We start from the raw sequence: 20441 nt of genomic DNA, 5'->3' as shown, positions 1-20441 counted from the left end.
CGATATAGACATCTTAACCGGCTTATGGAATGAAACCAATATACCCCCGCTACCACTTAAATGCTTTTTCTGGAGAGGAGAATGAATCCCTATTTTACATGACCCGGCTTCAAAGACTGGTGAAGGAGTTTAAAGGTATTAACAAGGCCCATACCCATTCTTTTTACCTTATCATGTGGATTGATAGAGGGTATGGAACCCATACCATCGATTTCAATTCCTATGAAGTGAAGGGGCGTCAGCTGTATTTCCTCACGCCGGGGCAAGTTCACAGCTGGGAGTTTTCTCCGGATATCGAAGGCTATAATTTATATTTTGAATATAATTTCTTTCAATCTCGATTTCCAGGTCGACTTTTGCAATACCCGTTTTTTCATTCCCATCAGCACAAGCCCATCCTCGATACCGAATTAGACAGGGGACATTTTTCAGCCCTCTTCGACGACGCCTATGAGGAGAATAAGGGAAAGAAGATTAACCGGGGGGAGGTTTTTCTGTCCTATTTACATCTCATTTTAGAATCGGCAAATCGGTTGTATCATCAAAATTTACCGATAGGCGATACCTTGTTTTACGACCGGATGATGCGTTATGAAAGGCTTGTTGAACAGCATTTTATTGAAATTAGGGATATTAAGACCTATGCGGCCATGCTAAATGTGACACCCAACCATCTCAATCATATTTGTAAGGTGGTATTAGGAAAAACGGCCAGCCAGCTACATTATGACCGACTAATTATAGAAGCCAAACGGCTATTGCTACATACGGAATTGACGATCAAGGAGGTAGGATTCAAACTGAAGTTTGAAGACCCATCGTATTTTGTCCGATTCTTCAAAAAACATACGGGGCTCACCCCTCAGGCTTTTCGTAGCAAAATGACCCTTGTATAGAGGGAGGGGAAGGGCAGGAAACAAAAAGGCTCCTACTATGGAGTAAGAGCCTTTTTGTAAAATTATGCTACTAGTTACTCTTGCATTTGTGCTTCTATGACGGCTATGGCCACCATGTTTACGATTTCTCTTACCGAGCTACCGAGTTGCAAAACGTGAACGGGTCTTTTTAGTCCCAATAGGATAGGTCCAATGGTCTCTAATTCCGCTGCTTCTTTTAGTAAGTTGTAGGCAATGTTACTGGCCGAAAGGTTCGGGAAAATCAGCGTGTTGGCCCGTCCGTCGGCTAAGTCACTAAAGGGGTGATTTTGCTTCATCAGTTCGGAGTTGAAAGCAAGGTGCGCTTGCATCTCTCCTTCAACGATCATGCCTGGGTTACGTTGCTTGAGAATGGCCGTAGCTTGTTGCATTTTTTCGGCGTCTTTTCCTCCTGCACTGCCATAATTGGCATAGGTTACCAGGGCAATCCGGGGAACGATATTGAATCGTTCTATAGCCCTAGCTGTAAGTTCGGTTATCTCTACCAGTTCATCGACGGTAGGGTCCAGATTGACCGTGGTATCGGAGAAGAACAAGGGGCCTTTGGGGGTTAGTAGAATATACATACCCGCCACTTTGACCACTCCTTCTTGCTTTCCGATCACATGCAAGGCAGGACGGATCGTATCGGGGTAGTTGCGCGTAAGACCCGAAATAAAGGCATCTGCTTCACCGGTTTCTACCATCATAGAGCCAAAATAGCTCTTGTAGTACATGGTTCTTTTGGCCTCAAAGGGGGTTAAGCCCTTCCTTTTTCTCTTGTCGTATAATTTGGAAGCGTATCTTTCGATCATAGCGTCGCTTTCCTTAGCGCGTGGATCTACGATACTGACGTCGTTAAGGTCGAGATTATGTTCCTTGATGATTCCTTGAATGGTATCGGTATTACCCAGTAGGATGGGGAAGGCTATGCCTTCGTCGCGAACCTGCTGCGCCGCTTTAAGAACCTGAACATTTTCGGCATCTGCGAAAACCACTCTTTTGGGCGAAAGCTTAGCTTTGTTGATAATTACTTTGGGCAGCTGGTCGTTCTTACCGAGCCTGGTCGACAGTTCCTGTTCGTAAGCGTCCCAATCGGTGATGATCTTACGGGCCACGCCACTCGCTATCGCCGCCTTGGCTACTGCTGGGGCTACGGTGGTAAGCAGGCGGGGGTCTACGGGTTTGGGGATGATATAGTTCCGACCAAATACAATATTGGTTTCATTATAAGCCAAATTTACAATGTCAGGTACTGGTTTTTGAGCCAATTCGGCTAGGGCATATACGGCCGCTAGCTTCATTTCTTCGTTAATCTCAGTAGCACGTACATCGAGGGCTCCTCTAAAAATATAGGGGAATCCTAGCACGTTATTGACCTGGTTGGGATAATCAGACCGTCCTGTGGCCATAATTACATCCTGGCGTGCCTCTACGGCATCCGGATAGGGGATTTCAGGATTAGGGTTGGCCATAGCCAACACGATGGGGTCCTTAGCCATCGATTTTACCATTTCCTTGGATACGATATTGGCAGTAGAAAGCCCCAAGAAGATGTCGGCTCCCTCCATGGCATGCTCCAAGGAGTCATAGGAATTGGAGGTAGCAAACTGCTTCTTCATATCGTTCAAATCCGTTCTGCCCAAATGGATATGGCCCTTGGAGTCGAACATGGCTATATTTTTGGGGTCAACACCCAATGAGATGTATAGCTTGGTACAGGACACGGCCGATGCCCCAGCTCCCGATACCACTACTCGAATGTCTTTGATGTCTTTACCTACGATGGTGAGCCCATTGAGCATGGCGGCGGCACTAATAATGGCCGTTCCATGTTGGTCATCGTGCATGACCGGTATATTTAGCTCCTTTTTTAGTCGTGCTTCAATCTCGAAACACTCTGGAGCCTTTATGTCTTCAAGGTTCACCCCTCCAAAGGTAGGTTCCAGAATCTTGACTGTTCTTACAAATTCGTCGACATCCTTGGTGTTTAATTCCAAATCGAAAACGTCGATGTCCGAATAAATCTTGAACAGGAGTCCTTTTCCTTCCATAACCGGCTTACCAGCCTCGGGGCCTATATCGCCTAGGCCGAGTACGGCGGTACCGTTGCTAATGACGGCCACCAGGTTACCTTTGGCCGTATACAAATAGGCATTTTCAACGTTGTCGGCGATTTCTAAACAAGGTTCGGCCACACCAGGGGAGTAGGCCAGAGATAGGTCGCGTTGGGTATTGGTTTCTTTGGTAGGTACTACCTCTATCTTACCCGGGCGGCCTTTGGAATGGTAAAAAAGGGCGTCTTCTTTTCTTATTTTTTTGTTCATACCTGGTATACGATTATTTGCCGCAAGGTACAAACATTCATACTTTTCCAAACAAAAATTCGCTGATATTCCTTAGCGAACTCCTATAAGAGACTTATAAAGTACTATAAATCACCGAAAAGATTCTGGATCTAGCTCCGGCTCAGTGAGGGATGTTTTAGTAGTTTTTTTTTCTCCTGGATAATTACAGCCCTCTTCTTCATAAAATGGGCCATCACCATATAAGCGACAAACATGGCAATATAAATGTACATAGAAGCCGTATTGGTAATGTTACCATGGAAAGCGAAGAACAGGCCAGTGTTCATTATAGTTACCATCCAGAGGGTAAAAGCCGCCCAGAAGTGATTGAAACCGTTGTCGATAAGCAAGTGATGCATATGATTGCGATCGGCGACGAAAGGAGAACCGCCCTTGGCAATTCTTACTATAAATACCCTTAAAGTGTCGAATATGGGTACAATTAACAATACCAAAACGATGATGGGCGCATTGAAGTAGGCGTTAGGGTCGTGCAGATACCCCACATTAAGGTTAAGGAACTCGACGGCGAACATCGAAAGCAAAAAGCCCACGATTAAGGAGCCGGTGTCTCCCATAAATATCTTGCTGGTTTTAGAGAAATTGAACCGTAGAAAGCCTAACAAAGATCCAGACATGGCGAATGCCAAACATCCGAATGAAAAATGGTCGTTCATGATAAACCAAATTCCGAAGCCCAGCCCAGCGATCAGGCTTATTCCCCCGGCAAGCCCGTCGATCCCATCTATTAAATTAATGGCGTTAATGATCGCAATGAAGATAAAGACCGTCAAAGGGATACTCACATAGTCGGGCACATGATGAATGTTAAATATGCCGTAGAAATTATCGACCTTAAAGTTTCCCATGGCCACCAATATCATGGAGGCAAATATCTGGATAATTAGCTTTTTGGTAGGATCGACAGCCAATATATCGTCCTTGAGACCTAGGAAAAACAAGATGATCATTCCCGTTACCGATAGGCTGATCAGGTTAGCATCTACTGGATTGCTGCTATGCGGCCATAAAAAATAACCAATCAGGGTCGATGCAAATATCGCTATACCTCCTAGCGTAGGGGTCTCAGTCTCATGTGAGCTCCTAAACCCTGGCTTGGCTGTGAGGTTCAATAGATTGGAAAGATTAATTATCACCGGAATGGCCACTATGGACAGAAAGCAGGCAATGAGGAAAGACAAAACGCACTGATAGATATCGTGGTGCATCATGGAGCCATAATCTCCTTCGCTTAAAAACTGGATAGGTAGCATTTTTTCCATTAAAATTGAAGATTTTCTATCTATTAATTTAAGTTTCAACGAAATCAGCTTGTTGTAAATTTCGTAAAAATATATTGAAATCCGTAAGGATATATTATTTATTTAATATTCGCTTAACAAGCAGGCTTTCAGTGTAATATAGTGATTGGATCAGATAAATTGCCATATTTTCCTGAGTGGCTTCATGAACAAAGTATAAAATCGGGGCTGTAGGTCATTCACTTTCCATGCATTTCTATCGTGACGGTTAGCCTGCAAGCGGTTGGTTAAAGCCTTATTACTGACCCCCCCGGCCCTCATCCTGATGAGCACCTGCGGTATATAAGCCAACCTGATGCCTTGTTTATGAATGAGGCGTAACATGAGTTCATAATCGGCTGCACTTCCCAAATCCAGACGGAATGTGCCGAATCGCTGATAGCAGGTTCTTTTTACGAAAAAGGTAGGGTGAGGCGGCATCCACCCATTCAAAAAGGCCTTGTCTCGATATTTCCCAGATTTCCATGTTCGAGTCACCTTGGTGGTATCTACGGCATCCACATATTCCAGGTCGGCATAGGTGGCATCCACGTCGGGGTTGGCCAGTGGGCCGGCTACTCTGCTGAGGACATCCTGGGCGACGTAGAAGTCGTCGGCATTTAAGATGCCAATTACCTCTCCCGTAGCCAGGGCGATGCCCTTGTTCATGGCGTCATAGATTCCACGGTCGGGTTCGCTTATAAACTGGCTCACCTTGGCGCCATAGGACCTCACGATATCCTGAGTACCATCGGTCGAATTTCCATCCACTACAATATACTCCAGGTCCGGATAGTCCTGGCTTAGGACCGAATCCATGCAGGACTTTAAGGTGGCTTGTCCGTTGTATACGACTGTTATGATGCTTATTTTCAATTTTCTATCGTTCTTTTCTTGGTTAATACTGCCGGGTTACCCTGATAGATTCCATATGGGAGCAGGTCGGAGGTAGCCACCGACTGAACCGTTAATATGGCATGACTGCCCACCGTAACTCCCGGGCAAACCGTCGCCTTGGCTCCAATCCATGCCCCCGCTTCGAGGACGATAGGGCTGACCATCAGGTCGAAAGTGTGCTTCTTATAATTATGGTTACCCGTTAGCAAGTAACAACCCTGCGACAGGCAGGCATTCGTGCTTATAGTAACCATAGCCAGATTGTCTATCCATACTTCCTCTCCAATCCATACCTGTTGGTCGACTTTCAAAAACCAGGGATACTTGATATTAACCTTGGGCTTGATCACCACATCTGAGGCAATATCGGCTCCAAACAATCTTAAAAGGAACCTTTTAAGTCCCATTGGAAATGGGAAATAGGTGTTGATAAACAAATAGGAACAAATGTACCAGGCTAGCCGCTTTAAAGTGCTTCCGGGTTGGTACCAACTATTATCATAAAGCGACAGATTGGTTTGGTTTTTCAAGATCTTTTCCATATTCTGTCCTAAAATGTTCTATAATGTCTTTTTTATTTTTTCCTGCCGATCGGTATACCTCATAAATTTTGGCGTCAACCAAGAATCTGTACCAAAAACCCTGTAAGAAATGCCAAATTAGCCCCTTCTTGCCATCTAGGAAACCCAATTTGAAGAAGTACCGGTATACAAAATAAATAAAGGGACGGGTGAAAAGGGGGAATTCGGCGTATTTAATTTTAAGATATCGGGTACGCTGCTCCTGACTTCCCCATAAGTTGGGCGTAACGGATTCTTTGTTGCCGAAATTATATTTGATATTCAGAAGATCAATAACCTCTCGAATCGCATAATTATTGTGTTTTTGTGTCCACCAAGTCAGGTTGTTAAGATTATGATCGACAATATCATGCTCCAGCCTGGCCGTATTCCCCCTGCTGAGCTTAATATGTTCATCCATCCATAGTTCCTCACAGACACCATCGCCCTGGCGCCATATTCTGAGGAGCCAAATAGGATAATAACCTCCCCTTCTGATCCATTTGTCCATAAAATATACCCGTCTTTTAAGGTAATATCCCGAAATATCGGGAGTGGTATGGGGTAGGGTTTCTTGTAACTCTGCCGCTAGCGCTGGGGTAATATACTCGTCGGCATCCATTCGCATCGACCAAGTTGTGGACTTAAAAGGCGTGTTCTGAATGCCAAAATTGAACTGAAAGGCGTAGGAAATCCATTTATTTTGTACTACCTCCACGCCCAAACTTCGAGCAATTTCGACCGTGTTATCGGTAGAGTATGAATCTACAATAAAAATTTTATCCGTAATAAGCTGTAAACTACGTATGCATCTTTCTATATGTTTCGATTCATTATGTGTTAAAATGATAACAGACAAATCTACCATGGCTCTAGGAAGGTACCGGGTTTAGTGTGTTTTACAAATGTTGGCAAAGGTAATTACATTTTATTAACTTTCTTGTATTCTGCTAATAGCTGGTTGGCGATTACCCGGATGTCAAAGTTATCCTCTACCATCTTTTGAGCCCTTTTGGCCAGGTTCTGGGCATAATCCGAATCTTGCAATATTTTTAGCATTCCTTTGGCTATGTCATCGGGCTCTAGCTTGCACAAATAGGCGGCTTGGTGTCTTGCTATATAGTCGCCAAAGCCCACCCGGTCCGATACCAAGGCGGGTACGCCAGAGGTCATGGCCTCCAATACGGCTATAGAAAAACCTTCGGAGTATGAAGGGAGGAGGAAGAGATCTGCATCGGCTAAGGCCTCTTTTTTTAAGGTGTCGGTAAGCATTCCCACCAACTTGACCTTTCCTTCGAGCTGGTGTTGACTGATAAACTCTCGGGTTGTTTTCTCGTATCCATCATCGGGGCCGGCTAAGATCAAAGTGGCCTCTGGCACTTGCTGGTGGATTTTCAGAAATGCTGGTAACAGCAAGTCTAACCCCTTCTTTACGTTGAGCCTTCCCATAAACAACAGGACTTTTTGGTCTGCGCCTAGCCCATGTCGCTTCCTGAAAGCACCCTTTTGGGGTAGGTTTTGGTACTCCTCCAGCTTCATACCATTAGGAATTATCTTCAGGTTCTTAGGGCGTTCTCCCAAATACCGAATTACGTCCTGTTCCTCATCGGTATTGTTAATTTGTATTAAATCGGCTTTGGCCAGTATCGATTTTTGGTATAGGAACGTGACCAGGTCCTTCTTCCACTGATGATGAGCCAGTGCCCATTTGTCCAAAAGGCCATGTATGGTAATCACCTTAATGGCCTTGTTTGGGATTAAGAATGGGGCCAAGCTTCCAAAATGCCATATTCCATGCATATGTATCACGTCGTAATCCTGTATATGCGCCTTTAAATAACGATACATGGGAACAGAAAACTCCCTATAAACGGAGCTGATGGGCGTGGTACGGGTACAGGCGATCAGCTTTGCGCCTTCAGGAACTGGATACATTTTCTCCCCTTCCGTCATAGGACTTAGAATATCTACTTGATGCCCCTGCTTGAGCACTTCCAGGGTATGGTCATAGATGATCCGAGCAGGCCCTCCAATGGCCCAAGTATAGGCACAAATATTAAGAATACGCATGTGTATGATCGGCTTTAATATAAGGTTAGTTTCTATTGAGTTGTCTAAAAGTATCGACCATTTCTTGGGCTACCTTCTTGCTCGAAAAAGGTAGGATGATCTCTTTCGATGCATCGCCCATGGTCGCTATTTGGTCGGGGTGCTGCACAAACCAGGCCATATGGCGTAGGAGTGCTTCCCGATCTTGTGGCCGAAAAGTAAAGCCATTTACCCCTTCCTGCAGGAGGTCCACGGCACAGCCACATGTTTCCGATACAATGACCGGCATACCACATACCATCGCTTCATTGACCACCAATCCCCAAGGTTCAGAAATACTAGGAAGTATCAAAACGGTACTTTTTGCTAGTAAGGAAGGTATTTGGTGCCAAGCATGGCTTCCTTCAAAAACAATGTTGGTACAGCCTTGAGCCAGATTCTTAAGGTGGTCTTCTTCTGGTCCACTGCCTACAATTCGCAAGGACCAGAGGTGATGCGGTGTAGAAGTCTTCAGCTCCATAAATGCCTGGAGGAGAAGTTCCAGATTTTTCTCCTTAGCTAGTCGGCCTACATATACGAAAGCATAGGAGGGAGCGGCAACTTCGGCTTTGGCCAGCTGGTATTTTTGGTGTATAATTGCTTCGTCGATTACCGCCGCATGCCTCACCCTGATGCGCTCGTCGGGTACCCCCAACGACCGCAAGTAGTGCGCCGAGCTACTTCCAAAACAAAAGCAAGCATTAGCGGCATTGACAATGAGTCGCTTTACGAATTCTTTCCATGGGGACCGATTGTGGTCGGCTACTGACGATTCCGACGATAATACCACTTTTACCCCCCTTAGCCGTGCATACAGCATTAGAAGGACCTGAGCCCAGTCGAAATATCCCGTTATATTGAGTACAGTAGGCCTAAAGGAATGAAAAGTCTGAAACAAGGAGACAAGCCTTTTTTTAAAGGGAACATCATCCAAACTTGTGGGATGCAGCACCCGATAAGGGTAGTCGTAGTTATATTGCTGTTCCTTATTCTGCATACCCTTGCGGCTGGCTTCATAAAGGGCTATTTGAGCGACCAATAAAGTGCTTTCTGGATGCCTTTTGAGGAGGGATTGGTGTATTTCTGCAAACAACTTAGACTTATAATGCGCCCATAGCTGATTATGTACAATGAGTATGCGCATTAGTGGATAGGGGTTAGGTAGGCTTCCATCAGCGGATATAACCTATCAGTAAGAAATTTTTGACCTTTAACGTTATAATGTACCACATCCAAGGGGCGGTAATAGGTACTGTCGATACCCAGTTCTAGCTCATTGATCAAGCGTACCTGGTTTTGTTCGGCGAAGTCGATTATGGACTGACCTTGTGAATTAAAATGGCCTAAAGCGAGTTCTGAGATTTCGGGATGTAAATAGATAAAGAAAGGGATGTTGTTCGCCTTAGCGATGGAGTCGAGCTGGGCATATCCAGGATTAAACCCTTCTCCATCCTTACGTATGCCTTCGTTTTCTAGGATCTCCTTAGTTTCTGGTGCCGGTTGTTGGTCTGGGGTGTTATTTTTTTCAGGCTGGTCAAACCATTGAGTGACGGGTAAGAATAGGCCATGTTCTATGGTATACCAAATGATATGGCGGTAGCGGTCCCATAATTCTATAAGGGCCAAGGGGTATTGTTTGTCCGGCATGCCAGGGTCTATCCCAATGGGGCTTATATGCGTCATGATATCGTGGGCATCGTGACTACTCGTGACCAAGCAAATGAGTTGGGCCTTGAAGGTCCCATACTTTTTTAGATAGGCCGCCACATTATCGGGACCCCATGAGCCGGCAGATATATTGAGGATATTGAGACCAGGATAGCCTTGGGCTCTAAAACGCTTTTGAAGCAGGGTAGAGGCGATGCTGTCCTGGTCGGTTAGGCTGCCTCCATTGACCACCGAGTCGCCAATTAGTAAAATATTCAGGGTGTCTTTTTCGGATAACTCTTCGTTGCGCATCGATAGACTATTGGTACGCACCACATGCCCAAACCGCTTCACTTCTTGGTTGGGGGCATATATATATTCGAAGTCGGGGTCGGTAATATATAAGGGGGAATTGCAAAAGCCGAATTGAAATCGGAGTATTAATTCCACTAATCCGGCCAATAGAAACACTATTAGTATAAATCTCAATGCGTATTTGATCATATGGTCATTCGACTTTGCAGGTCGTAGTAGGCTGCAAATTTAGAATTACTTTTTGATAATGTTCCTTATAATAGGAGAGGAAATGAGCCAAAGGTAAATTTGGTATAGCGCCAGGGCATCAGGGCAACATCTCTATAAGTTCTATTCGGTTATCGAAGGGATCCCAAAAGGAAAAACGTTTACGATCAGGGATTTGACTATCATTTCTAAGCCGAATATTGGCGTCCATGAGGCGCTGACGAGCGTTTTCTAGGTCTGCTACTATAAAAGCCGGATGCCGCTGTGAGATCTCTCCGCCCGACTCTTCTGCACGAATATGGAGTTGTATATTTCCAATCTGATACCAGATAGCCCCATTGGGGATGGGGTAGCCTAAGTCGGTCAATTCGGTGAGGCCTAATACCCCACCGTAAAACGCTCGGGCCTGTTGTTCAGCTCCAACCGGAATGCATAACATGACATGATCTATTCTTTCAAAAATAATACTCATTATATCTTTTAGGTTATGCTGGGCGGTTATGCTAGTTTAAATTTAAGAACTTTTTGGCCTGTACTTCATCCCGGTTAATCTGCTCAACGAGTCGTTCTAGGGAATCGAATTTTTGCTCCTGGCGAATATAAGTCAATAACGCCACGGTAAGCTCCTCCCCATATATATCAGTGTTAAAGTCGAAAAGATGGGCTTCAATGGTACGCTGGTGGCCATCGACGGTAGGGCGAGTTCCTATATTGAGCATACCATGATAGGTAGTACCTCGGTGAATGGCTCTTATCACATACACGCCGTTAGCAGGTATGAGCTTATGGGTTTCCAGAATTTGAATGTTGGCGGTAGGGAAACCGAGGTTACGACCCAGTTGCTTGCCTTTGACCACGGTGCCAGTAAGGCTGTAGGCTCTGCCTAACAGCTCCATGGCATCCCCCACCTGGCCTGTTAGTAGGGCTTTGCGAATACGAGACGAACTAATGGCCATATCTTCGATGTCCTGGCGGGGTATCTCCTCTACTTCGAAGCCAAATTTGCTACAGTTTTGTTTTAGAAAATCGAAGCTACCTTCTCGATTTCGTCCAAACCGATGGTCGTATCCTATCACCAACTTTTTGGTCCCAATTTTTTCTACCAAAATCTGTTGTATAAAGGCCAAGGAGGAGAGCTCAGAAAAGGATCGGGTAAAGGGGACGATCACCAGATTGTCTATTCCCAATGCTTCCAATAATGCAATCTTCTCCTCGATCGTCGACAATAACAAGAGTTCATCGTGCATGTCCGACACGACCATCCGCGGATGTGGCCAGTACGTTACCACCACCGATTCGCCACCTTGTTGCTTGCTGATCTCTTTCAGCCTATCCAATATTTTTTGGTGACCCAGATGTACCCCATCGAATGTGCCGCTGGTAACAACAGCCCCCGGTAATTTTTGCAGGACCTCTAGATTATTATAAATTTTCATTATTCGGTAGGCAAATTTAGCTCCGCCCTCTTAGCTTGTATGAAGGCCGTCAGATCGGTTGCTTGTTCAACGGAGAAATCTCCTATCCTTGTACGGCGTAAAGCTGCCAGATAAGCCCCGCTTCCTACAAGTGTCCCAAAATCACGAACCATACTCCTTATGTAGGTTCCTTTGGTGCATACGATTCTGAAATGTATGGCGGGGAAATCGGTCGTGTCGATCTCGAAGGTGGAAATGGTGACTACCCGTTTTTTTATTTCGGCAGTTTCGCCTCTACGAGCTTTTTTATATAACCGCTCTCCATCCACCTTTACCGCCGAAAATATGGGGGGAGTCTGTTCGATTTGACCAGTAAGCTTGGCTCGGGCCTCGTCCATCAATGCTTGGTCAATATGTTCGGTGGGGAATTCGGCATCAAATTCCGTTTCCAGGTCGATCGACGGGGTCGTCTTGCCTAATATGAGGGTGCCAGTATACTCTTTTTCTTGTGCCTGATACTGATCGATTTGTTTGGTCTTTTTCCCCGTACAGAGTATCAAAAGCCCTGTAGCCAGGGGATCGAGGGTTCCTGCATGACCTATTTTTTTGAATTTGCAGGCCCTCTTCAACTTATTGGCCACGTCGAAGGAGGTCCACGTCAATGGTTTGTCAATCAATATTACTTCGCCCTCGTCGGGTATGGGTTGTTCAGTACTCAAAATATGGTGTTCGTAAATAATAATGGAGCCGGACTATACTATTTCTAGCTGATATCCAGAGGCCAGAAGGCCAAGTATAAGTAATCCTAAAACGATTCGGTAATAGCCAAAGACTTTGAATCCGTATTTAGTAAGGAAGGAGATAAAAAACTTTATCGCCATCATGGCTACTACAAAGGCCACTACATTGCCTATCAGCAAGGTCTGTATATCGGCAGCCTGAATGGTATCATAGGTCTTTAGGAGTTTGTATCCACCAGCTGCCGCCATGGTAGGTACCGCCAGGAAAAATGAAAATTCGGCTGCTTGCTTTCTAGAAAACCCTTGAAGCATACCTCCAATGATCGTCGAGGCCGAACGCGATACTCCAGGTATCATGGCGATACATTGAAATAAACCAATTTTGAGGGCATCGAAATAGCCTATTTCTTTATCGTCCTCGTCGGTGTCGTTGGCTATGCGGTCGATAAATACCAGAATAATACCACCTACCAAAAGAGATATGGCTACTACTACCACATTTTCGAGAAGCTCGTCGATGAGGTCACTGAGCAATAAACCAAAAAAAGCGGCTGGTAAAAAGGCCACAAAAAGCTTAAAATAAAATGCTGTACTCTGAAAAAAGCGCTTCCAATATAAGACGATGACCGATAATATGGCCCCGAATTGAATATTAACCGTAAACATCTTCGTGAATTCCAAATGACTGATGCCCATTACGGAGGAGGCGATGATCATATGGCCCGTGGAAGAGACGGGCAAAAATTCAGTAATTCCCTCTACAATAGCGAGGATAATAGCTTGCCAAATACTCATGCTTGTGGTTTACTTAAAATAGCCCAGAATTCGATTAAGAAACCAATGACGGTAATGATAGGCCCCACGGTAAGTCCTAGAAGGCCGAAGCCAAAGGCCTCCGTGTCGAAGGTCATAATTAAAAACCCAGAAAGAATCACGACGATCCCAATAATCATGGTGAGATAATTACGCTTTGAAAAAGGCATTTGCGTGTTGGTGGCACGGGAGCTCGTGTCTTGTTTTTTGAATTCCATGGTTATGCTGTTTTAAGGGTTAATACAATTGGTCGAGGGACATCTTTAGGTATCTGGTGAGGGACTGATAGGTACTGGCCAATCCGACTAGCAAGCCTAACACCATCACCACGCCTACTAGAATGATGAGCTTGTCGTATTCTTGCAAACCGGCTAGGCCCTCTATATTGTTGACGGCCAGCTGTTGAAGTACTAGGAGCAATCCAGCCGCCAAAATACCTCCTACTAGTCCCTGCATCGCCCCTCTAAAGAGATAAGGCTTTTGAATGAAGCCATCGGTAGCCCCTACCAGCTGCATACTGCGAATCAGAAAGCGTTGGGAGTAAATGGCTAATTTTATGGTATTATTGACAAGCAATACAATGATGACTAGCATAATAAGGGCAAAGCTGGCCAAGATGGTATATATTTTCGATACGTTCCGGTTGATATTGTCGGCCAGATCTTCCTGATACACCACTTCATATACACCAGGTATGGTCTCCAAGTCGGCCTTAATAGCCTTGAGCTTGGATTCTTCGAAATATTCTTCTCCAATTTTTATCCTATAGCTATCGCGCAGCGGATTTTCTCCAAGCAAGGTCGTGAAATCTTCTTTGGTGCCTTCTATAAACTCCTTGGCGGCTTCCTCTTTAGATACAAAAGTAATAGGGGCCACTTTGGTAGATTTTAATACAAAGGTCTGGGGAGCTATTTTGGTACGTATCGAGTCCTGACCGGCCTTCGATACTTCTTTATCAATAAATACCCTCACCTCAATATTCTCCCGAATGATCGACACTAGCTTTTTCGATTGAATCACCAGCAAGCCACAAAAGCCTATTAGGAACAGAGCTGCCGTGAGGCTCATCACAATCATAGCGTTAGGATAGCTACCAATCTTCTTCTTTTTAGGCATAAGGATATAATTTCAGCAAAAGTTCTTTAGTTTATTGGAGTCATTACCAAGCAAAAGTAGCATTTATTAGTTAATGCGGTTCAAATGTACCGTACACTTAACTATTTTTAACGAATTACCCCCGATTAGTTTCTGCTGCCCATTTCATCTCTGATCTTAGCGGCTTTTTCGTAGTCCTCGTGAGCCAGGGCATCGTCCAGCATTTTCTGAAGGTCGTCGAAAGACATGTCGCGAAGAGGCACCTCTTTGCGGGCGGGCTCCACGGTCTCTATGATTTGTTCTTCGTCGTCTATTTCTTCGTCCTGGTCGGTATTGGCTATCAAGCCGGCCTCAGACATGATGGAGTCGGTGGTAAAGATGGGAATATCGAAACGCAGACCAATCGCAATGGCATCCGACGGACGGGCATCTATTTCTACTTCGCGAATCTTATCGGTGCAAATTATTTTTGCGTAAAAAATCCCCTCTTTAAGATCCGATATAAATATCTCCTTTAAGTCATAATTCATGCCTTCGGCGAAGGATTTGAAGAGGTCGTGCGTCATAGGCCTATTGGGCATGATATTCTCGATTTGGACGGCGATGGCTTGAGCTTCAAACACGCCAATAATGATAGGCAACCGTCGATTTCCCAGCTCTTCTCCCAATACTAACGCAAACGATCCGGCCTGGGATTGGCTAGGACTTAATCCCAATATTTCTAATTTTATTTTTTTCACAGTTTTGATTTATCTGTCAACCTCCATTCAATGGCGACAATTTTACTTTAAGTTTTCCCCAATCTTATGCAAAAATAAATAACCTGCCCTGCATAAAAAAATGCAAAACAGGTTATCTTACAGAATGAGGTTATATATGCCCACTCCAGGAACTACAAATGCCTGTATTTCTAAGGTTTATAGTACCCTTGAAGCGTGTTTAAATTTCGCTCTAGGCGCTTAATGTCGGTTTTTTGCGGCCTCTGTCAACTTGGGGAGTACCTCAAAGACGTCGCCCACTATGCCATAATCGGCAGCCTTGAAAAATGGGGCTTCAGGGTCTTTATTGATGACTACAATGCATTTGGAGCCGTTTACACCCGCCAAGTGTTGAATGGCCCCTGATATTCCACAAGCGATATACAAGTTTGGAGCCACCTTAATACCTGTTTGGCCAATATGTTCATGATGAGGTCGCCAATCGAGGTCCGACACAGGCTTGGAACAGCCCGTAGCGGCACCGAGTGCACTGGCTAAGTCCAATAATGCTTGCCAATGTTCGGGACCTTTCATCCCCCGACCACCTGAAACGATAATATCGGCGTCGGTCAACAGAATATCACCCGTGGCTTTTTCGGTATCTATTACTTTGGCTTTAAAGTCGGTTTCCGGGACGCTTGGAGCAAAGGGTTCAACGGTTGCTTGCTTTTCCGAAGTCTGTGTTTCGATAGTGTTCTTATTGATGACAAGAATTTTGGTTTCAGAATTGATTTGTGTCTGAGAAAAGGCCTTACCCGTGAAAATGCTGCGCTGTACCGAGAAAGAAGAGCCGTCGATCTGCGGAAGTGCCGTGACTCCCGACACGATTCCGGCTTTTAATTTGGCGGCGGCCCGGGCGGCCACGGCATCGGCAAGGCCCGATTTGGCCAATATAACTACCTTGGACGATTCTATTTGAGCCGCTGCGGCTACTGCACTCGCATAGGCCATGCTATTATGGTGCTCCAGCTGGGCGTCCTCCACATGGAGTACCTTGTCGGCGCCATACTGCCCCGCTTTAGAGGCTTCACCACCTTCAAGGCTGCCTATTATGAGCGCCGTAACGGTGGTGTCTGTCATATCGGCCACTGCCCGGGCATAGGTTATAGCCTCTTGGGCATTTTTTTTGATGGCTTTATTTTCTGTTTCTATAAATACGAGAATGGACATAATATTTTTATTTAAATGGTCGAGATGTATTGGAAGGGAGCTAGGTTGCTCCGCTACAATACCTTCGCTTCGGTCTGTAATAGGTTAATTAAAGAGGCTACATCGTCCAATGGGATCATTTTGCACGCTCCTTTGGGGGCCGGTAAGCTATAGCCTACTGGCTGGCTCAATGCCTGGTCGGCTACGGGTTCTACCACCTCGAGTGGTTTGCTCCTGGCCGACATGATCCCGCGCATATTAGGGATCTTCCATTCGGCAATGGGCTCCTGGCAGCCCAATACCAGGGGTAGCTCGCAGGTGAGTATTTCCTTGCCTCCTTCAATTTCCCTGGTTATGGTGGCCATATTTCCATCTATCTCTAGTTTCATAACTGGAGAATAGGAGGGGGTTCCTAGCATTTCACCCACTAAGCCATGTACCACTCCACTGTTATAGTCTAAGCTCTCTCGCCCCATCAGAATCAAATCGTACTGGTTTTGAGCCGCAATATGGGCGATTTGGGTGGCGGTTATATAGGAATCCTCAGGGTCCATGTTGACCCGAATGGCCTGATCGGCGCCAATGGCTAAGGCCTTCCTGATTTGTGGCTCAGCGTCGGCTAGGCCTACATGAAGCACGGTGAGGTGGCCGCTCAGCTGGTCGCGTAGCTCCACGCCTCTGGCTAGGGCGTAGTCGTCGTAAGGGCCTATAATATGTGGCAAACCAGTCTTATTGACGGCTGTCTGGTCCGCATTTAAGGTTATCTTGGCAGTTGTGTCAGGAACGTTGGTGATACAAACTAATATTTTCATAGGTTTTTTCTGGTCTGAAATGTTATTTCTAAGGCTATCTTTGTCCTGCAATATAATGAAAATCTTAAATAGTATGCAAGCATAATAAGTCTACATGGAAAATACATTATTGGATAATTTATTGGCATTTTACCGGGAAGACCCTCAGGATCCTTTCAATATTTATGCTTTGGCTTTGGAGTATCTCAAGTCGGACCCCAACGAAAGTCGTCAACTCTTTGAACAGCTGTTAAAGGATTTTCCGGATTATCTTCCAACCTATTACCATGCCGCAAATTTTTATGCCACATTAGAAAAAATAGAAGAGGCCGAAAGGATTTATGAGGCTGGAATCGCCCTGGCCGAAAAGCTAGGCCAACAAAAGCCTAAACAAGAATTGATTAACGCCTATCGCAATTTTTTGGACGAGTTGGAAGACTAGGGGTTGTAGAATTAAATTTGGTAGTTTCGCTTAATTCTGCTAATTTTACAAATAATTGTCGACGATCATTTCAATTGGACTCTTCAGGAGTCGCATTACATTTCCACTTGATTTTTTAAAGCGAATAGTAGTATATCAAGATCTCCAGATAATGGAGGTCATATTTTTATAATGTTTATGGAAAAAGAAAGTTTTATACCTCTGGCGGTAAAATGGGCGCAAGCGCACGGTTTTAAGGAAATTCAGGCCAATATGGAAGGCTATGATACCCCTACAGCTTATGAGCGGGCGGCGGATAATGAAAAGTTTATTCCAGATGTAACCGGGGTAAATATGTTTAACAGGCACTACCTAGAAGTATCCCTCAAAACGGATCAACCACGGGGTAGTGTATCCAAATGGAAGCTTTTAAGCGAATTGGCTGGCATGAAAGGCGCCAAGCTTTATTTGTTAGCTCCTAAGGGACATGTACGGTTCACCAAAGAACTCGTTTTGCAGTACAACATCCCTGCCGAAGTTATTAAAATCGACTAAGTGGGACGATAGGGCCAACCCTGCATCCTGAAAAGCTATATAGAACCGCAGTCTTGAAAAGGGCTGCGGTTCTATTTTTTTTGCTACATATTTATTCCCCTTTGAGCCGTTTCAAAAGCCAGTCGCCCATCTGCGCTCTTTCTTCGGGATAGGTCCAATGCCCTGTATCCTGAAACAGGGTAAGTTGTTTGGGCGCGGAGATCACGTTATAAGCAGCATACATGGAGGTGGGAGGGCAGGTCTCATCGTTAAAGCCCCACATATAATGACCTGGAACGGTGATCCTTCTGGCAAAATTAACGACATCGTAATATCCCACCGTATTCAACTTCTGGGAATAGTTGTTATACTCCTTGTTGTTTTTGTCGAAATAATGAGGCCATCCACCTGCACGGCCATGAAGGTAGCCCGTGACATCGCTCAGTGCCGGATAAAAAGCACCGAGCCATTTCACCCTTTTGTCGAGACCGGCCGTAACGATACTCAGAGCACCTCCTTGGCTTCCTCCCGTTACGGCTAGGTTTGTACCATCAAATTCAGGAAGGCTTGTCAGAAAGTCGTTGGCTCTCAGGCAGCCTAGGTATACTCTTTTATAGTAGAACCGATCGGGGCTGTCGAGGTTGTATGCCGGATAGCCCGATAAGCTTCCATAGCGTATATCGTTATATACCCCCGCTTCCATAGTGACAGGAATGCCATGGATACCTATTTCTAGTGTGATCATACCCTTGGCGGCATTGCCAACATCGCCGTAATAACCCCGTACTCCAGCACCAGGAACGCGCAATAATGCAGGGTATTTCCCCGGCTTTTTGGGCATGCATAGTATCCCATAGATTTTGGACCCTTTGGGGGCGTTCTCCAGGCTCACATGATAAACATTGACCGTTTCGGTACAGCGTTCGGGCAGCAGCGTCATGGTGGGTTGAATGGGGATCTGGGCGAGTTCGTTTTTGGCCTTATCCCAAAAAGCATCAAAATCGGAAGGGTTGCTGACGGTAGGTTCTATTTTTTGGGGTTCAAAACCTGCCGTTGCCAGGCCACGGTAACGGGTCCCGTCGATGGTGATAGTGGCAATACAGCGTAGGAAACCGGGCGTTTTGAGTGTTCCGCCGTCTATAGTAAGTTTCCCTTCGGTAGCTTTTTTTGTCTCACGAATGGTGGGGGTCATTTTTTCGGGGCCTATCTCGTACATAACCTCTACATGAGGCACCAGGTTGCCCAAGTGTAACACCTGAACGGTGAATTTTACATTTTCACCGGTTTTGTAAGTCCAGTCGAGCTTATCGGGGGCTACAACCACTTGGTAGCTGGTCTGTGCAGGCTGGGCCTGGACGGACAGCCCAGTGAGGATTAGTAGCCAAAGTAAAAAGGGAACTCTAGTTTTTAACATCATTATTACGGGCTTAAGTTTTAAAAGGTGAATTTACAATTCCATGTAATTATTCTTAGAAGGGGAAATTTGTTTAATTTTACTTTGAAAAGTTATTATTCCATACAGATATCCATGGCGTTAGTTCTACTGGATATTCGAACTAGCAGGGTTAAATGAGTGATTTGAAACGCATTAATAAGTTTATAAGTGAGACGGGGTTTTGTTCGCGACGCGAGGCCGACAAATTAGTGGATGCTCAGCGCGTGTCGCTTAATGGGCGCATAGCCGTGCTGGGGGATAAAGCGGGAGAAACCGACGAAGTGTTGGTAGACGGCAAACCATTACGGGCCAAGAAGGATCCCGTATATATTGCCTTTAATAAGCCAGTTGGAATCACTTGCACCACCGAACGTGATATCAAGGGGAATATTGTCGATTATATTGGTCATTCAGAGCGGATCTTTCCGATTGGCCGATTGGATAAACCTTCTGAAGGGCTCATTTTTTTGACCAATGACGGTGATATTGTCAATAAAATATTGCGTGCCGGCAATAACCATGAGAAGGAGTATCGGGTCACTGTCCATAAGCCTATCGACGATTCTTTCGTAAAGAATATGGCGGCAGGGGTCCCCATCCTCGATACGGTTACTAAGCCCTGTTTTGTTCGTAAAGATGGCCCCTTTACCTTCACCATCATCCTGACGCAAGGCCTAAATCGGCAAATACGCCGGATGACGGATTATCTTGGTTTTAGAGTAACCAAGCTAAAAAGAGTTCGGATTATGAATGTCAACCTCGATGGCATAGCCGTAGGCAGATGGCGCAACCTGACCCCCGCCGAATTGACCCAAATAGAAATGGCGGTCGCCGATAGTATCAAGACCGAAGAGGGTTCGGTGCTGTCGGGATGGGATGAAGACTAAGATTCCCTCGCATGGAAATAGGAGGGTCTTATGAAGGAATACTAATCGGAAAGGACCATAAAAAGGGTTGTTTGATAGAGTTTGGTTCGAACACGCATAAATTTTCGTTTCTTTGTATACCGCTCG

At 45.3% G+C, this 20441-nt stretch carries 22 protein-coding genes; 4 read left to right on the top strand and 18 right to left on the bottom strand.

All coding sequences use genetic code 11. From position 1 onward, the window contains the following. The first annotated feature begins 29 nt into the window (after nt 1-29). On the top strand, nt 30-896 hold the full coding sequence (locus tag CLV98_RS16930) for a helix-turn-helix domain-containing protein (RefSeq protein ID WP_109676089.1): 867 nt from the start codon (nt 30-32) through the stop codon (nt 894-896). A 74-nt stretch (nt 897-970) separates the two neighbouring features. On the opposite strand, the gene CLV98_RS16925 is transcribed toward CLV98_RS16930, so the two are convergent. The 17 genes from CLV98_RS16925 to CLV98_RS16845 form a co-directional block, all read right to left on the bottom strand. Further along, nucleotides 971-3241 carry an NADP-dependent malic enzyme gene (locus CLV98_RS16925; RefSeq protein WP_109676087.1) on the bottom strand — a complete coding sequence of 757 codons (2271 nt, stop codon included), beginning with the start codon at nt 3239-3241 and terminating at the stop codon, nt 971-973. A gap of 131 nt (nt 3242-3372) precedes the next feature. Then, nucleotides 3373-4545 carry an MraY family glycosyltransferase gene (locus CLV98_RS16920; RefSeq protein WP_109676085.1) on the bottom strand — a complete coding sequence of 391 codons (1173 nt, stop codon included), beginning with the start codon at nt 4543-4545 and terminating at the stop codon, nt 3373-3375. Between the two features lie 150 nt (nt 4546-4695). Continuing rightward, complete coding sequence (locus CLV98_RS16915) at nt 4696-5439, bottom strand: glycosyltransferase family 2 protein (protein WP_109676083.1); 744 nt, start codon at nt 5437-5439, stop codon at nt 4696-4698. Continuing rightward, the gene (locus tag CLV98_RS16910; protein ID WP_109676081.1) at nt 5436-6002 is read right to left on the bottom strand and encodes a WcaF family extracellular polysaccharide biosynthesis acetyltransferase; all 567 of its coding nucleotides are present in this window, start codon (nt 6000-6002) and stop codon (nt 5436-5438) included. The genes CLV98_RS16915 and CLV98_RS16910 overlap by 4 nt, the downstream gene beginning before the upstream one ends. After that, complete coding sequence (locus CLV98_RS16905; protein ID WP_109676079.1) at nt 5959-6888, bottom strand: glycosyltransferase family 2 protein; 930 nt, start codon at nt 6886-6888, stop codon at nt 5959-5961. The genes CLV98_RS16910 and CLV98_RS16905 overlap by 44 nt, the downstream gene beginning before the upstream one ends. Nucleotides 6889-6941: 53 nt before the next feature. Further along, entirely contained in the window at nt 6942-8090 is a 1149-nt protein-coding gene (locus CLV98_RS16900; RefSeq protein ID WP_109676077.1) for a glycosyltransferase, read from the bottom strand. A 25-nt stretch (nt 8091-8115) separates the two neighbouring features. Next, on the bottom strand, nt 8116-9252 hold the full coding sequence (locus CLV98_RS16895) for a glycosyltransferase family 4 protein (RefSeq protein WP_109676075.1): 1137 nt from the start codon (nt 9250-9252) through the stop codon (nt 8116-8118). Continuing rightward, the gene (locus tag CLV98_RS16890; protein ID WP_109676073.1) at nt 9252-10259 is read right to left on the bottom strand and encodes a hypothetical protein; all 1008 of its coding nucleotides are present in this window, start codon (nt 10257-10259) and stop codon (nt 9252-9254) included. Before CLV98_RS16890 ends, CLV98_RS16895 begins: the two co-directional genes overlap by 1 nt. 118 nt (nt 10260-10377) lie before the next feature. Beyond that, nucleotides 10378-10749 (bottom strand): VOC family protein, encoded by a 372-nt coding sequence (locus tag CLV98_RS16885; protein WP_109676071.1) that lies wholly within the window; start codon nt 10747-10749, stop codon nt 10378-10380. Nucleotides 10750-10780: 31 nt separating this feature from the next. Further along, complete coding sequence (locus tag CLV98_RS16880; protein ID WP_109676069.1) at nt 10781-11713, bottom strand: bifunctional riboflavin kinase/FAD synthetase; 933 nt, start codon at nt 11711-11713, stop codon at nt 10781-10783. Continuing rightward, nucleotides 11713-12414: a tRNA pseudouridine(55) synthase TruB gene (truB, locus tag CLV98_RS16875; RefSeq protein ID WP_374755196.1), complete on the bottom strand. Its 702-nt coding sequence runs from the start codon at nt 12412-12414 to the stop codon at nt 11713-11715. The genes CLV98_RS16880 and truB overlap by 1 nt, the downstream gene beginning before the upstream one ends. Nucleotides 12415-12444: 30 nt before the next feature. Next, nucleotides 12445-13227, bottom strand: a complete 783-nt coding sequence (locus tag CLV98_RS16870; RefSeq protein WP_109676064.1) for an undecaprenyl-diphosphate phosphatase — start codon at nt 13225-13227, stop codon at nt 12445-12447. Then, complete coding sequence (locus CLV98_RS16865; RefSeq protein WP_109676062.1) at nt 13224-13463, bottom strand: DUF3098 domain-containing protein; 240 nt, start codon at nt 13461-13463, stop codon at nt 13224-13226. The genes CLV98_RS16870 and CLV98_RS16865 overlap by 4 nt, the downstream gene beginning before the upstream one ends. 19 nt (nt 13464-13482) lie before the next feature. Then, complete coding sequence (locus CLV98_RS16860; RefSeq protein WP_109676060.1) at nt 13483-14361, bottom strand: cell division protein FtsX; 879 nt, start codon at nt 14359-14361, stop codon at nt 13483-13485. A gap of 125 nt (nt 14362-14486) precedes the next feature. Further along, nucleotides 14487-15080 carry a bifunctional nuclease family protein gene (locus tag CLV98_RS16855; RefSeq protein ID WP_109676058.1) on the bottom strand — a complete coding sequence of 198 codons (594 nt, stop codon included), beginning with the start codon at nt 15078-15080 and terminating at the stop codon, nt 14487-14489. A gap of 219 nt (nt 15081-15299) precedes the next feature. Further along, on the bottom strand, nt 15300-16268 hold the full coding sequence (locus CLV98_RS16850; RefSeq protein WP_109676056.1) for an electron transfer flavoprotein subunit alpha/FixB family protein: 969 nt from the start codon (nt 16266-16268) through the stop codon (nt 15300-15302). Between the two features lie 53 nt (nt 16269-16321). Continuing rightward, nucleotides 16322-17059, bottom strand: coding sequence for an electron transfer flavoprotein subunit beta/FixA family protein (locus tag CLV98_RS16845; RefSeq protein ID WP_109676331.1), 738 nt, complete (start codon nt 17057-17059; stop codon nt 16322-16324). 94 nt (nt 17060-17153) lie between these two features. Here CLV98_RS16845 and CLV98_RS16840 point away from each other — a divergent pair, with 94 nt between their 5' ends. Together CLV98_RS16840 and CLV98_RS16835 are read left to right on the top strand one after the other, a co-directional pair. Next, nucleotides 17154-17480: a tetratricopeptide repeat protein gene (locus CLV98_RS16840; protein WP_109676054.1), complete on the top strand. Its 327-nt coding sequence runs from the start codon at nt 17154-17156 to the stop codon at nt 17478-17480. Between the two features lie 177 nt (nt 17481-17657). Next, nucleotides 17658-18014, top strand: a complete 357-nt coding sequence (locus CLV98_RS16835) for a hypothetical protein (RefSeq protein WP_109676330.1) — start codon at nt 17658-17660, stop codon at nt 18012-18014. Nucleotides 18015-18105: 91 nt separating this feature from the next. On the opposite strand, the gene CLV98_RS16830 is transcribed toward CLV98_RS16835, so the two are convergent. Continuing rightward, nucleotides 18106-19410: an acetylxylan esterase gene (locus tag CLV98_RS16830; protein WP_229203426.1), complete on the bottom strand. Its 1305-nt coding sequence runs from the start codon at nt 19408-19410 to the stop codon at nt 18106-18108. 152 nt (nt 19411-19562) lie between these two features. Here CLV98_RS16830 and rluF point away from each other — a divergent pair, with 152 nt between their 5' ends. Beyond that, on the top strand, nt 19563-20315 hold the full coding sequence (gene rluF / locus CLV98_RS16825) for a 23S rRNA pseudouridine(2604) synthase RluF (RefSeq protein WP_109676052.1): 753 nt from the start codon (nt 19563-19565) through the stop codon (nt 20313-20315). Nucleotides 20316-20441: the final 126 nt, after the last annotated feature.

Source organism: Dyadobacter jejuensis (genome assembly GCF_003149085.1).
Lineage (GTDB): Bacteria > Bacteroidota > Bacteroidia > Cytophagales > Spirosomataceae > Dyadobacter > Dyadobacter jejuensis.
Note: the sequence above shows the minus strand (reverse complement) of the source record. Positions and strands in the feature narration are given on the sequence as shown.

Excerpts from the sequence above, each read along its gene's own strand:
- CLV98_RS16930 (WP_109676089.1), top strand. The coding sequence starts at position 30 with ATGAAACCAATATACCCCCGCTACCACTTAAATGCTTTTTCTGGAGAG.
- CLV98_RS16925 (WP_109676087.1), bottom strand. The coding sequence starts at position 3,241 with ATGAACAAAAAAATAAGAAAAGAAGACGCCCTTTTTTACCATTCCAAA.
- CLV98_RS16920 (WP_109676085.1), bottom strand. The coding sequence starts at position 4,545 with ATGGAAAAAATGCTACCTATCCAGTTTTTAAGCGAAGGAGATTATGGC.
- CLV98_RS16910 (WP_109676081.1), bottom strand. The coding sequence starts at position 6,002 with ATGGAAAAGATCTTGAAAAACCAAACCAATCTGTCGCTTTATGATAAT.
- CLV98_RS16905 (WP_109676079.1), bottom strand. The coding sequence starts at position 6,888 with ATGGTAGATTTGTCTGTTATCATTTTAACACATAATGAATCGAAACAT.
- CLV98_RS16900 (WP_109676077.1), bottom strand. The coding sequence starts at position 8,090 with ATGCGTATTCTTAATATTTGTGCCTATACTTGGGCCATTGGAGGGCCT.
- CLV98_RS16895 (WP_109676075.1), bottom strand. The coding sequence starts at position 9,252 with ATGCGCATACTCATTGTACATAATCAGCTATGGGCGCATTATAAGTCT.
- CLV98_RS16890 (WP_109676073.1), bottom strand. The coding sequence starts at position 10,259 with ATGATCAAATACGCATTGAGATTTATACTAATAGTGTTTCTATTGGCC.
- CLV98_RS16885 (WP_109676071.1), bottom strand. The coding sequence starts at position 10,749 with ATGAGTATTATTTTTGAAAGAATAGATCATGTCATGTTATGCATTCCG.
- CLV98_RS16880 (WP_109676069.1), bottom strand. The coding sequence starts at position 11,713 with ATGAAAATTTATAATAATCTAGAGGTCCTGCAAAAATTACCGGGGGCT.
- CLV98_RS16870 (WP_109676064.1), bottom strand. The coding sequence starts at position 13,227 with ATGAGTATTTGGCAAGCTATTATCCTCGCTATTGTAGAGGGAATTACT.
- CLV98_RS16865 (WP_109676062.1), bottom strand. The coding sequence starts at position 13,463 with ATGGAATTCAAAAAACAAGACACGAGCTCCCGTGCCACCAACACGCAA.
- CLV98_RS16860 (WP_109676060.1), bottom strand. The coding sequence starts at position 14,361 with ATGCCTAAAAAGAAGAAGATTGGTAGCTATCCTAACGCTATGATTGTG.
- CLV98_RS16850 (WP_109676056.1), bottom strand. The coding sequence starts at position 16,268 with ATGTCCATTCTCGTATTTATAGAAACAGAAAATAAAGCCATCAAAAAA.
- CLV98_RS16845 (WP_109676331.1), bottom strand. The coding sequence starts at position 17,059 with ATGAAAATATTAGTTTGTATCACCAACGTTCCTGACACAACTGCCAAG.
- CLV98_RS16840 (WP_109676054.1), top strand. The coding sequence starts at position 17,154 with ATGGAAAATACATTATTGGATAATTTATTGGCATTTTACCGGGAAGAC.
- CLV98_RS16835 (WP_109676330.1), top strand. The coding sequence starts at position 17,658 with ATGGAAAAAGAAAGTTTTATACCTCTGGCGGTAAAATGGGCGCAAGCG.
- CLV98_RS16830 (WP_229203426.1), bottom strand. The coding sequence starts at position 19,410 with ATGATGTTAAAAACTAGAGTTCCCTTTTTACTTTGGCTACTAATCCTC.
- rluF (WP_109676052.1), top strand. The coding sequence starts at position 19,563 with ATGAGTGATTTGAAACGCATTAATAAGTTTATAAGTGAGACGGGGTTT.